Raw genomic sequence first — 11,432 nt, 5'->3', positions numbered from 1 at the left:
TTAATACTTTTACTTTTACAAAGAGAGACCGTTTCAAAAAACGAAACGGTCTTTTTTGTGTATTGATTTAAAGCCAGAGATAAAACAAGAACAAAATTTAAAAAGGCTGCCTCAAAAAAGAAACAGCCTATAAATATATCTAACAAATAATGAATTAGAAATTGGTCTTCACTATTAATTCAGACAGTTCCGCATTTACAAAGTCAATCGGCATTATTCCATATGAACCCTGAGTATTCGTCTGGAAGAAGGTCTTAAGTTTTGGATTAATGGTATTGGATACTGTAGGAATACTTGGGATCCCAAAGATTCCCGGTTTATAACCGCTGGTGAAATTCACGAAAAGCTTTCCGTTAGTATCATTTTTGGCTTCATTAAGCAGACTGGAAATTCCATTCCACTTATCATCATTGTTGGTAACCTTATAATAATCCTGAACTTTTAATTGTACGCCGGAATTGTTGATATCAAATGTCGTATTATCTGCCCACGGAGAAGCATTGATTCCTTTAGTTGTTCCTGAAGAAAACCTTCTCAACAATTTGATCTTTCCTCTTACAGCTCCTAATGCAGGAATGTTTGCCCCAAGATCCCATTTAGAAGGGTTTTTCTGTACATAAGAATCAAAGGTCTGCTCAAAACTTCTGGTAGTGTTGGATGCGTCATATTCTTCCTTTACAGACATGATAATTGTTTCTGATGGATGGCTGTTAAGGAACGTATAGCAGGCATTAAGCACATCATCAAAATTCAGATTTTGGTAAATCGCACCGTGATGAATGGTGAAAGAATTGTCAATATGTCTGCAACGGATATCCAGAAAACGGACTCCTGCATTCAGTTGTTCTGCAATGCTGAGGTCTTGAGTTTTAGCCGTACCTGATACAACAGGAGCATCTACACGTGCACCGGAATCATGAGTCCCGGGAATAGAGATTTTTGAAATTGAAATATTATCCTGAAGACCAGACATCCAGCTATTCATGGCAATAGGTAATAATGAAGCCTTATTACTTGTTTTTGCTAAAGAGGCTGCAAGAGTTTCATTATCTCTTTCCATCATGCTGTCATTTGAACAGGAAAAGAAGATCGACGCAGTAACAACCCCAAGAGTGATGGCTGTAAAACGTTTCATGCTTTGTTTGAACATAGTTTTTTTATTTTTTAATGCAGCTTAAAAATAAGAATATATCAAAGTACAAGGAGTTAATTTAATCTTAAGAGATGATTAAGTTGCTATAAAGTCAGGAAGTTGGGGGATGGATGGTGGAAAAAGAGAAATCGTTACTAGTTAAATAGTAATGGATTTACAATAAAGCAGCTATGATAGATCAACCACCTAACAGTAACCTCCAGCTTCAATCTTCCATCCTAAAACACAAAATCCTCCTTCGACCCGGGAACTTTGAACTTGTGGTCTCCGATAAAGAAATCATTCATTTTAATAAGAGCCGGGAATTTATGAGAAAACTCTTTGTGTGAGTTTTCGGGTACTTTGGTGCCATCATCACAGGATGAATATTCTCTGTCAACAATTACTTGCCCTGTAGAAAAATTGATTTCATTTGTAAAACTGAATTCACAGGTGTCTTCAAAATGATCGTGCGAACCTATAAGATAAAAATCTCCGTTCTGAAATCTGAAGGTATGTTTATATTGCTGGGTATGCCTTGAATTGGTAAAAAACTGCTGTTCAATAATAAGACAGTTATTTTTTATATTGATTTCAAGAGTATTATCAGAAGGATAAAATCCGAATCCGCTTGAAAAAAGGAGGGTAGAATTTTCGTTCCATACTTTTAGACCGCTGTTTCCTTTTTTCAGAATATAGAAAACCCTTTTATAGTCATTTGTACCTTCCAGGTTTTGCTTGTCTGATGCTTTTATATTCGTATTAAATATCAGGATAGTTTCATCTTTTCCATCTTTGTCAAGATCGCCTTTGGCTTCCACAATCTGGGTATAACCTTTCGGAACTGAAAAATTTTTCAGATTCTGAGCAGGTAAGCTCGTCACAGATAAGAAAGCCAAAAAGAGAAAGATGAGTCTCATTATTAGTAGTATGATTAAAATGTGGTAATCCAGAATGAAACCATTTCCAAATTACCACATTTTTAAATTAATTTGTTACAATACTTTCAAGGTCTTCCCAAAACATTGGATAAGATTTTTCAACTACATTTTCATCCTCAATAGTAAGCTCATTAATCAGGCAGAACGGAGCAAAACTCATTGCCATTCTGTGATCCTGATACGTTTTGATAGAAATATGATCCTGTGGCTCTCCAAAACGGATTGATTTAATCGTTAAATCTGTAATTTCTGTTTCAGTGCCCAGTTTTTCAAGCTCATTATATAAGGCAAGAAGTCTGTCGGTTTCTTTTACTCTTAAAGTTCCCAATCCGGAAATATCAAAAGGTATTTTTAAGGCTGCGGCTGTTACACAAAGAGTTTGTGCAATATCAGGACAGTCATTCATATCCAGGATAATTTTTTCCGGAAAAGAAAAATCTGGCTGAGGTTCCAGCGTTAGTTGATGCTCATCTTCAGAGAATGTTGTTTTGATTCCGAAGAACTTCTCATAGATATTGGCAATTGCAGAATCTCCCTGCGTTGACTCTTTGTAAAAACTTTTCAGGTGGATGGTTTCTCTTCCCAAAGCACAGATAGAGTAGAAGTAAGAAGCCGAACTCCAGTCACTCTCCACTTCATAATGTACTTCTGCATTATGGTCAGGAGTGAAAGGTTCTACTTTGATCGAATTTCCTTCAAAACTGCTTTGGATACCAAATTTTGTCAGAATATCAAGGGTCATTTCAATATAAGACCTAGATGTAACCTTCCCTACAAGATTAATTTCCATTCCGTTTTCAAGTTTTCCTGCAATAAGAAGCAGAGAGGTAATAAACTGGCTGGAAATATTGGCCGGAACATTCACAGAAGTCTGGGTGATCTTTTTTCCTGTAATTTTTAAAGGAGGAAAGCCTTCATTCTCCAAATACTCAATTTCTACCCCAAGATCCCTCAAGGCACTTACCAGATTTTTGATCGGTCTTTCTTTCATTCTTCCTGAGCCGGTAAGAATAGTAGTCTTTCCTTCCTGGATAGAATAATAAGAAGTAAGAAAGCGCATTGCCGTTCCTGCATGGTGAATGTCTACCACTTCTGTATTTTCAGATAATGCTTTTTTCAGCAACTGAGTATCCTGAGAATTGGATAGATTTCCGATTTTTATATTGCTAAACAGACTTTCCAGAATCAATAAACGATTCGAAATACTTTTCGAACCGCTGATCTGTACTGTTTTTCCTCCTGATAACTTTGATTTTTCTAGCTTCTTCATTATTATCTACATGATATTAAAAAAATTATGAGTTACAAATTCATCTATAATTCATAACTCATCATTTATAATTATTTCAATTTTTCATTATTCTGATGCCGGTCTTTATCCCGGTCAGTCTTGATTTTCATTTTTCTGTCAAAAGCGTCCTGTAAATTAACTCCCGTCTGATTAGCCAGGCATAATGTTACAAAAAGTACATCAGCCAGTTCTTCGCCAAGATCTTTTGTTTTATCGCTTTCCTTTTCGCTTTGTTCACCATACCTTCTGGCAATGATTCTCGCTACTTCACCTACTTCTTCTGTCAGCATCGCCATATTCGTAAGCTCATTAAAGTATCTTACGCCAATGGTTTTGATCCATTCATCAACCTGCTGTTGTAACTGGGTAATTTCCATTATTGATAAGCTCCCAGCGTTGGGTTTGTAGTTCTGGATACATTCACAATATCGAAAGGTACTGTTGCTGCAACAGCCGCATTTCCTTTTCCAAGAGCTGGAGAACCTGGTTTTACCCTTAAATTCATTTTAGCCATAAAATAGTTGACAAACTGTGGATCAGTATTCTTGGTTGTTTGGATTACGTTTGGATTATTGTCAAAAGTGAAACCTGCTCCTGTTGCACTGGTATATTTTATTAATGAATTTTGAAGTAAGAATTCAAACTGCTGTCCCGGAGTCTGTTCAAAATGAATAGCATCATCCCTATCAGAATATATGATACTGTTTTTAATATCAAGCAGCTGTAAAGCGCCCTGTTCTGATTGTCCTGCATCATTCTTCCATTCATTGGCTGCAAAAATTCCGCTTCTGTCAAAAGAGCTCATTGTTCTGGAATAATTGGCAATCGTAGCGTGAGTATAGCTGTGTTTTCCTCCTCTGAAAATACCGATACATGATAAACCGCAATTGTTCATCACAAGGTTATTGGCATTCACAGTAGAACCTACCGCATAGATACCGTATTCAAAGAAAGTATGGATGAATGAATTGGTGATAGTAGCATTGGTTTGTCTCATATCAAAACCTCTTGTTCCTCCGAAAAGTCTTGCATGGTTCATCTTGAGCGTAGAATTTGCTTCCATTTTAATAGAATTCCAGTTTTTAGGAATCGTATCATAATAAGGATCATTTCTGTCTCCACGAAGAATAACCTGATCGGTCTGAGTTCCATTGATATTTAAAACAGCTCCGGAAGAAACTTTCATTCCACTGTTTTTGTGGAAGTATACCTTAGTTCCAGGATTTATGTCCAGTGTTACACTTGGGTTGATGGTAAGATTCCCGTAGATGATCTTTGCTTTATTGTTATTCCATGTAGTGGAATTGGTAATTTCATTAGGGTTGCCGGGAGTCTGAATAAAAAATTCAGCATCCTGAACTACAGAAAATAAGGTCACATGCTGCTGTCCTGCAGGCCCTGTGAAAATAACTTTGTCCTCAGCAATCGCTTCTGGTCCGGTAGCTTCAGGGGCAATTTCAACAAAAATATAAAGACTGTCTTTCTTTCTTAAAGGAACATTTTGAAAATCATATCCAGGTTTTCCATCTACATTGATTCTATATAATGATGCGGCACCTTTCTCAAGATTTACTCTAGGGATCATGATATCCTTATCTTCATTATTATATACTTTTACTACATAGGTTTCTGAACGTACCTGATGATATACCGTATCACAGAATACTGTGTCTCTTGAGAAACTTAGCTGCTGCGTAGGGCTGTCAAACGTAATATCATCCTTATTACATGATACTGCTACAAGTAACATCCAGAAGGAAAAAGCCAGTAATAATTTGAATTTCATTGAAATTAAGGTTTAAGTAAGTTCCAAATTTAACGAAAATACTTTAAATTTCTTACCAATAAAAAAAAATGAATTCAGTATTTGGAATTTTAAAAAAATGTTGTATTTTTGCAACCTAAAATTTAGCAGAGAAATATCCATTACTATTTCGAAAGCAAACTTAATTTTTTTAAAAATAGTATTATGAAAAACGGAATCCACCCAGAAAATTATAGACTTGTTGTTTTCAAAGATATGAGTAACGACGAGGTGTTTCTTTGCAAGTCTACTGCAGAAACAAAAGACACTATCGAGTACGAAGGACAAGAGTATCCACTAATCAAAATGGAAATCTCTTCAACTTCTCACCCTTTCTACACTGGTAAAGTAAAACTAGTTGACACTGCAGGTAGAGTTGATAAGTTCATGAACAAATACAAAAAATTCGCTAAGTAATTTTTGTATACTTAAAAATATAGAAGTCTTCCAATTTTTTGGAAGACTTTTTTTATTGTAAATTTGTTAACCTTGAATTTTAAACTTTAAACCAAAACCTGAATGATGCAGTTAGTATTTTCAGACGCACAATATTGGGAAGATTTTCTTCCGCTTACTTTTACCCGCCCTGTTGCTGCCATGCGATGCGGAATTCTTACATTCTCCGAAAGATGGCAGAAAATCCTTGAAAACACGGAAATTTCCTACTTCACGGAAACGTATCTTCAGGATAAATTTAAAAGTCCGGAGGAAAAAGAAAGTCTCTTTTTAGTTCCGAATTTCATTCCTACAGAAACCGTAATTCAACAGATTAAAGATCTTAAGCTGGGAGAAGCGTTGGTTTATGAAGATGAATTGATCGCCGCTAAAATCAATATGAAAGATTTCTCTCTGAATCAGATTGAAAAAATGACAGACATTAAGGAGGATCTTATTTTCTTTAAAAGACCAAAAGATCTGTTTACCTATAATCATCATGCTATTGATTTTGACTTTGATCTGCTTACCAAAGGAAGAACTTCACAGGAGTTATCTTCAACCAATGGTTTTTTAGGAGATAAAAAAGATCTGTTTATTGAAGAAGGTGCAGAAATTGAATTCTCTACTTTAAATACTAAGACCGGGAAAATTTATATCGGTAAAAATGCTGAAGTGATGGAAGGCTGTCACCTTAGAGGTCCTATTACCCTTGGAGAAGATTCTAAATTTAATCTTGGGGCTAAAATTTACGGAGCAACTACCATTGGTCCACATTGTAAAGTGGGAGGGGAAGCCAATAATATTATCATTTTTGGTTACACCAGTAAAGGACATGAAGGTTTCGTTGGAAACTCTGTAATCGGGGAATGGTGTAATTTCGGTGCTGATACCAATTCTTCCAATCTTAAAAATAATTACAGCCATGTAAAACTGTGGAATTACAGAACAAAAGCTTTTGAAGATACGGGCTTACAGTTTGCTGGTTTGATCATGGGAGATCATTCCAAAACAGCAATTAACACTCAATTGAATACCGGAACGGTGATAGGAGTAGCATCCAATATCTTCAAACCTGGTTTTCCACCCAATCTTGTGGAAAACTTTTCATGGGGAGGATTGAAAGATGATGAAAGATTCAGGCTGGATAAAGTATATGAAGTGGCAGAAAGAGCTATGGCGAGGAGAAAAGTTCCTTTAACAGAAGAAGATAAAGCTATTTTGAAACATATTTTTGATACGTATTAAATTAAAAATAAACCCCTCATAACTTTTTGAGGGGTTTGTTTTTTAGTTTGAATATAATAATTGTAAACTATCCAGATAGCCTTTCCCGGAAATAATTTCTGCTTCTCTATCTTTGAAAAAGAAGTATTGATAATTGGGATTTTCTTTTTTCAACTTATCAAATTTCTTTTCACTCATACTCTTCCCATTAAAGTAATAGTAATCAGGTGGATTTTCAGATGTTACTACTACAGCTCCTATTTCTAAATATCGATGCTGAGACTCAATCTGAAATTCTTTCTCATTTATTTGTTCTTTTTTAGAGAAAATAATTGAGGTATTTTCGTAAATATCGGCATTTATTGTATTGGGTACTTTTCTGTCGGGATTTTTATAGGTTTCATTATTTAATTTATCAAAATCAAAGTACAAAACATTTTTTCTTTTAATCAACTCGTTAGGTATTTCTAAAGTGAAATTTCCATTTTCATCTGCTATTGTTTTTATATATTTTGATTTACAAGTGAAGAAAACTTCAGCATTGGATATTTCCTTGTTTGTTCAATTTTCCTGAAACTTTTGTGATATATGTTGCTTTTTGTTCGGTAACAACTCCTGGATTATTTTGAGTCTGCGCCTGAACAAAAGTAAGATTGGTAATCAAAATAATTCCTGTCACAGCAATAGCTAATAACCGTTTTGAAATTCTTCCGCAGATTTCTTTACCATTAGCAGTCTTAAGAATCTTATGGATTTGTTCATCTGTTTTCTCCGTAAAATCTACGACACATTTAGAACATTTCTCACAGAATTTTCCTGATGGAAAGTCTTGCATATTTTCCCAGTTTTCTGGGCAGGGTGTTGGGATTTTAATTTGGTTTTTCATAATCTGTGTTTAGAAATAAAACCTCCAATGTTGGAGGTTTTATACTATTGTTTGGTTAATACAATATCTTTCGGGAAATTAATAGGAAAATCTCCATACTGATCTACATAGGCGTTATGCTGACAATTAGGATCTATAATACTTGGAAGATATTCAAAATGTAAAGTCATTTGATTTCCTGTGAAATTTGTAATATCCAAAGTTGCAGTTTTTCTACACATATTTTTAGGATAAAAATACAACCTTTTTATATTAACATTTTTTAAATTGAATCCAATCCCATCAAATTCTGGATGTTGATAATCGAAGTTAGAAATTCGGTCAATTTCAATATTTCCATTCGAATTAATTATCTTTCTTTCTCCTAAAATCATATCTCTGTAAATGTAATTAGAATCATTTCCTAGTTTATATTTATTTTTTCTTAAATCTAAATATAATGTTTTCCCATTCCATGTTCCTTTCCATAAGCCTATATACTTATCAAGTTCACTATTTAAATCTTTGTAATATGCCCCATTTGGTACTTCTTCCTTGTGATTTAAAGGGTATATTTGTGCTTTACAAAGAATTGTAAAAATTGATAATAGTATTAATAATATTTGTTTCATAATTTTATTTTTTAATTCGGACAATCTGTTTTCTGTAGTATTCCATTTACTAAAGTTACTGATGAATTTCCACTTGTTGTAGTTTTATAAAGTTGCAACCCCTCCATCTTCATTTTATCATTCATAAATCTAAGAAATTCTGTTTCTAATTTTTCCATGTTAAAATTTGCATTTCCACTCACATTTCCTACAGTCACCGCATTATTTAAATACTTGTATGTATAATCTCTATCTAAATCCTCTAATTGTTGTTGTGTATAATTTGGTAAAGGAGTTGCAGATGTGCCATCGAAAATAAAAGAATAATTTCCATTACTTGTTACTAGGGTGAATGTAAGATTGTTCAATGGTATCTTAGGCATGTTTTTAGGTATTGAGTTCCAATTCTGTGCCCAAACAATCCATTGGTTAAAGAAGATGATGTCACCTGGTGAAAACATTGGATACAATTCGTCATAATGTGAATGCATTAATGTTATTGTATTTGAGAAGGCTTTGAGATCCACTTGTTGTGTTCCAGGCTTATTTTGTAATAATTGATTTTGTAAAGATCCATCAGAATTAGTTCCTATCCTATAACCACTTTCATAGCTGTCAGTAGTTTTTCCTTCGAGGGAAGTTATATTATTTTTAAACGTAATATTAGAAGTTTGTGTTTTTAGCTTATCACAGGGATTTTGTTGATCAGGTGGGTTATTATTAGTTCCGCCTCCTATTGGATAATTATATCCACCGCCGCCGCCTTCTAGACACTCTCCATTAGGCCCTACAATACCTAGGCAAGCTTCCGCTTGTGAAAATGTACAGTTGGTGACTTGATAAGTTCCCCAATGTCCTGATCCGCTCGAAGGATCGGGATTAGACTCATTATCAGGATACCATATAGAATAGACCTTTGTAGTACAAACCAGCTTGCTGGCCTCATCACTCACTTTTGTATCTATTACTCTTTTTAGTTTAGAAGAAAACAGATTTTGAAAGAAAGAAATATCATCATCTGAAGACGTATAAATAAAATACACTTTATCCTGATGTCTCGGAACCTGTAATACAGAAACTACTTTCCCGTTTTCTACTACAGGCACCATCAGAAAGCTTTCATCATACCGGTCTACAGTAGTAGCATAGTTCCAGTAAGGAGAGCCGCTGTTTTTTTTGATCTTAAATTCATTATCCTGATAGATTTTCATGACATTCTGAATGTACTTTTCATCTTCTTTCCATAAGCTCTTATTGGTGTATTCTTTAGAAGCCGGATCTGAGGAAGCTAAGGTTTCATCATGAATACAGGAATGGAACAGGGTAAAGAGAACCATCGGCAGGAAAAGCCGAAAGATTAAATTTTTCTTCATAAGCATTTGTTTTTTAGGTATTAAATATATACTTTTTTTATAACTCTACAAATGTGTGAATAATAAACTGAAACAATACAGTAGAAAAATACTGGTTTCCGTATTATTTTTCTAAAAGAAAAAATATGTAATTTTGGTAAAAATACATTGTGCTATGACGTTAGGAGAAAAACTGAAAAAAGCGAGAATCAATAAGAACTTTACCCAGGAGTATCTTGCGGAAGTATTGAACGTTTCCCAGAAAACCTATTCCAATTTTGAAAATGATAAAAGTAAGCCCGCTTTTTCTCAGGTAGAGGATATTGCAAAAGTGTTAGAGGCAAGCGTTCTTGATTTTCTGAGCGGAGATAGTATAACTGTCAATCAAAATAATAATGAAGTTGCAATAGCTCAGAATTATGCAACCATCAATGCCTCTGAAAAACTAATAGAGCAATACGAACAAAGGCTTAAAGACAAGGATGCGGAGATCGCATTTCTCAAGCAGCTTCTTGACAAAAAATAAAAACTTCAATTTTTTTTGAAGTTTTTTTATTTTTGATGTAATAGATCTGTAACGGCAATTGTCTTACCTATAAGAAACAAAACTCATGACCCAAGAAACTTTCAAGAATACGGTGTTTATTCTCAAAGACGAGATGTATCGTTTTGCGAAGCGGTTTGTCATGAGCAGTGATGAAGCAGAAGATGTAGTGCAGGATCTCATGATAAAGTTTTGGCAGAAGAGGGATGAACTGGGGCAATTCGGAAATTTTAAATCCTATGCGCTGAAGTCTGTCCGGAACGAATGCCTGAACCGGCTGAAACATCACGATGTCAAGATCGGCTTTGCGGATATGCAGCTTCATCGCTCGGAGCTTTATAGTATGGAAGTTGATAACCTTAAGGAACATATTATAGGATTTATCAATCAGCTCCCCGAAAAACAGAAGATGGTCATCCACTTGAAAGATGTAGAAGAGTATGATGTTTCTGAAATTTCTGAAATGCTGGAAATGGAGGAAAATGCAGTAAGGGTAAACCTGATGCGTGCGAGACAAAAAGTAAAAGAACAAATCTCACAACTGATGAGCTATGAAAAAAGATCAATTACAAGATAAATACAACGAAGTCTTCCGGGATATTAAGGAAGAAAAAATGGACTGGAGTTTTGAAGACTTTCTTCAGACTGCTGAAGGCGCGGAGCCTGAACAGAATGCAACACCTGTTATTCCATTGCAAGAAAAGAAGAAACCCTCCTTTCCTAAATGGTTCTGGATGGCCGCCAGTGTAATGCTGGTCTTAAGTATCGGATTTTTCCTGAATAACAATAATAAGAATGCGCAGGATAAAGAAAAGCTGGTAAAAGATGAAATCTTAAAGCAGAAGTCCGGATTCATTGAAGAAAACAGTGATCACCAGGAACAGGTTGCCATAAATCATACAGATTCTATTTCCGGTGTGAAAAAAGATTCTGTTTTTCAGGATAACCAGGTAGCGGAAAAAGATGTAATGGATGAAATCCTTCCAAAAAGAGGAAGACTTAAAAAGGAAACAAGACCCAGATACGTAAGTAATTCCTCAAACAGTAAAAGTTTAAATGATTCTGCTACAGCATACAATGACTCCTATGTAATTGTAAACGGCAAAAGAATCAGCAGTGAAAAAGAAGCCATAGATGTTGCTAAATATTCCTTTATGAAATTAGGAACTGAGTTTAAAAAAACAGTAGCATCTTCTCAAAAAAATGAAAATCTTGACAGCGAATACTAAA

At 34.7% G+C, this 11,432-nt stretch carries 14 protein-coding genes; 5 read left to right on the top strand and 9 right to left on the bottom strand.

What is annotated here, in order from left to right; all coding sequences use genetic code 11:
* Positions 1–154: 154 nt before the first annotated feature.
* From KYG33_RS12800 to KYG33_RS12780, 5 genes are all read right to left on the bottom strand, one after another.
* Positions 155–1,150 (bottom strand): phosphatidylinositol-specific phospholipase C, encoded by a 996-nt coding sequence (locus KYG33_RS12800; RefSeq protein ID WP_180564720.1) that lies wholly within the window; start codon positions 1,148–1,150, stop codon positions 155–157.
* A gap of 221 nt (positions 1,151–1,371) precedes the next feature.
* Positions 1,372–2,052, bottom strand: a complete 681-nt coding sequence (locus tag KYG33_RS12795; RefSeq protein ID WP_232539015.1) for a hypothetical protein — start codon at positions 2,050–2,052, stop codon at positions 1,372–1,374.
* A gap of 67 nt (positions 2,053–2,119) precedes the next feature.
* Positions 2,120–3,343, bottom strand: coding sequence for a 3-phosphoshikimate 1-carboxyvinyltransferase (locus tag KYG33_RS12790; RefSeq protein ID WP_219071862.1), 1,224 nt, complete (start codon positions 3,341–3,343; stop codon positions 2,120–2,122).
* 71 nt (positions 3,344–3,414) lie between these two features.
* Complete coding sequence (locus KYG33_RS12785) at positions 3,415–3,741, bottom strand: nucleotide pyrophosphohydrolase (protein WP_047385875.1); 327 nt, start codon at positions 3,739–3,741, stop codon at positions 3,415–3,417.
* Positions 3,741–5,150 (bottom strand): hypothetical protein, encoded by a 1,410-nt coding sequence (locus tag KYG33_RS12780; protein WP_077418768.1) that lies wholly within the window; start codon positions 5,148–5,150, stop codon positions 3,741–3,743. Before KYG33_RS12780 ends, KYG33_RS12785 begins: the two co-directional genes overlap by 1 nt.
* Before the next feature lie 183 nt (positions 5,151–5,333).
* Here KYG33_RS12780 and KYG33_RS12775 point away from each other — a divergent pair, with 183 nt between their 5' ends.
* Positions 5,334–5,585, top strand: a complete 252-nt coding sequence (locus tag KYG33_RS12775; RefSeq protein WP_002976190.1) for a type B 50S ribosomal protein L31 — start codon at positions 5,334–5,336, stop codon at positions 5,583–5,585.
* A 105-nt stretch (positions 5,586–5,690) separates the two neighbouring features.
* Complete coding sequence (locus KYG33_RS12770) at positions 5,691–6,851, top strand: GlmU family protein (protein WP_180565778.1); 1,161 nt, start codon at positions 5,691–5,693, stop codon at positions 6,849–6,851.
* Between the two features lie 42 nt (positions 6,852–6,893).
* Here KYG33_RS12770 and KYG33_RS12765 read toward each other — a convergent pair whose 3' ends face one another.
* From KYG33_RS12765 to KYG33_RS12750, 4 genes are all read right to left on the bottom strand, one after another.
* On the bottom strand, positions 6,894–7,283 hold the full coding sequence (locus KYG33_RS12765; RefSeq protein WP_219071861.1) for a hypothetical protein: 390 nt from the start codon (positions 7,281–7,283) through the stop codon (positions 6,894–6,896).
* Positions 7,284–7,365: 82 nt separating this feature from the next.
* On the bottom strand, positions 7,366–7,716 hold the full coding sequence (locus KYG33_RS12760) for a hypothetical protein (protein WP_219071860.1): 351 nt from the start codon (positions 7,714–7,716) through the stop codon (positions 7,366–7,368).
* A gap of 44 nt (positions 7,717–7,760) precedes the next feature.
* Complete coding sequence (locus tag KYG33_RS12755) at positions 7,761–8,327, bottom strand: DUF6705 family protein (protein ID WP_219071859.1); 567 nt, start codon at positions 8,325–8,327, stop codon at positions 7,761–7,763.
* An 11-nt stretch (positions 8,328–8,338) separates the two neighbouring features.
* Positions 8,339–9,679 (bottom strand): hypothetical protein, encoded by a 1,341-nt coding sequence (locus KYG33_RS12750; RefSeq protein ID WP_219071858.1) that lies wholly within the window; start codon positions 9,677–9,679, stop codon positions 8,339–8,341.
* 154 nt (positions 9,680–9,833) lie between these two features.
* Here KYG33_RS12750 and KYG33_RS12745 point away from each other — a divergent pair, with 154 nt between their 5' ends.
* The 3 genes from KYG33_RS12745 (at position 9,834) to KYG33_RS12735 (ending at position 11,431) form a co-directional block, all read left to right on the top strand.
* Positions 9,834–10,184, top strand: coding sequence for a helix-turn-helix domain-containing protein (locus KYG33_RS12745; protein WP_219071857.1), 351 nt, complete (start codon positions 9,834–9,836; stop codon positions 10,182–10,184).
* 85 nt (positions 10,185–10,269) lie between these two features.
* On the top strand, positions 10,270–10,779 hold the full coding sequence (locus KYG33_RS12740; RefSeq protein WP_047385893.1) for an RNA polymerase sigma factor: 510 nt from the start codon (positions 10,270–10,272) through the stop codon (positions 10,777–10,779).
* Complete coding sequence (locus KYG33_RS12735; RefSeq protein ID WP_077418770.1) at positions 10,754–11,431, top strand: hypothetical protein; 678 nt, start codon at positions 10,754–10,756, stop codon at positions 11,429–11,431. The genes KYG33_RS12740 and KYG33_RS12735 overlap by 26 nt, the downstream gene beginning before the upstream one ends.
* The last annotated feature ends 1 nt before the right edge of the window (position 11,432 follow it).

The organism is Chryseobacterium sp. D764 (assembly GCF_019317325.1).
Lineage (GTDB): Bacteria > Bacteroidota > Bacteroidia > Flavobacteriales > Weeksellaceae > Chryseobacterium.
This window is presented reverse-complemented; position numbering and strand designations above follow the sequence as displayed.

Coding starts and splice junctions, on each gene's coding strand:
- KYG33_RS12800 (WP_180564720.1), bottom strand. CDS start 1,150: ATGTTCAAACAAAGCATGAAACGTTTTACAGCCATCACTCTTGGGGTT.
- KYG33_RS12795 (WP_232539015.1), bottom strand. CDS start 2,052: ATGAGACTCATCTTTCTCTTTTTGGCTTTCTTATCTGTGACGAGCTTA.
- KYG33_RS12790 (WP_219071862.1), bottom strand. CDS start 3,343: ATGAAGAAGCTAGAAAAATCAAAGTTATCAGGAGGAAAAACAGTACAG.
- KYG33_RS12785 (WP_047385875.1), bottom strand. CDS start 3,741: ATGGAAATTACCCAGTTACAACAGCAGGTTGATGAATGGATCAAAACC.
- KYG33_RS12780 (WP_077418768.1), bottom strand. CDS start 5,150: ATGAAATTCAAATTATTACTGGCTTTTTCCTTCTGGATGTTACTTGTA.
- KYG33_RS12775 (WP_002976190.1), top strand. CDS start 5,334: ATGAAAAACGGAATCCACCCAGAAAATTATAGACTTGTTGTTTTCAAA.
- KYG33_RS12770 (WP_180565778.1), top strand. CDS start 5,691: ATGCAGTTAGTATTTTCAGACGCACAATATTGGGAAGATTTTCTTCCG.
- KYG33_RS12760 (WP_219071860.1), bottom strand. CDS start 7,716: ATGAAAAACCAAATTAAAATCCCAACACCCTGCCCAGAAAACTGGGAA.
- KYG33_RS12755 (WP_219071859.1), bottom strand. CDS start 8,327: ATGAAACAAATATTATTAATACTATTATCAATTTTTACAATTCTTTGT.
- KYG33_RS12750 (WP_219071858.1), bottom strand. CDS start 9,679: ATGAAGAAAAATTTAATCTTTCGGCTTTTCCTGCCGATGGTTCTCTTT.
- KYG33_RS12745 (WP_219071857.1), top strand. CDS start 9,834: ATGACGTTAGGAGAAAAACTGAAAAAAGCGAGAATCAATAAGAACTTT.
- KYG33_RS12740 (WP_047385893.1), top strand. CDS start 10,270: ATGACCCAAGAAACTTTCAAGAATACGGTGTTTATTCTCAAAGACGAG.
- KYG33_RS12735 (WP_077418770.1), top strand. CDS start 10,754: ATGAAAAAAGATCAATTACAAGATAAATACAACGAAGTCTTCCGGGAT.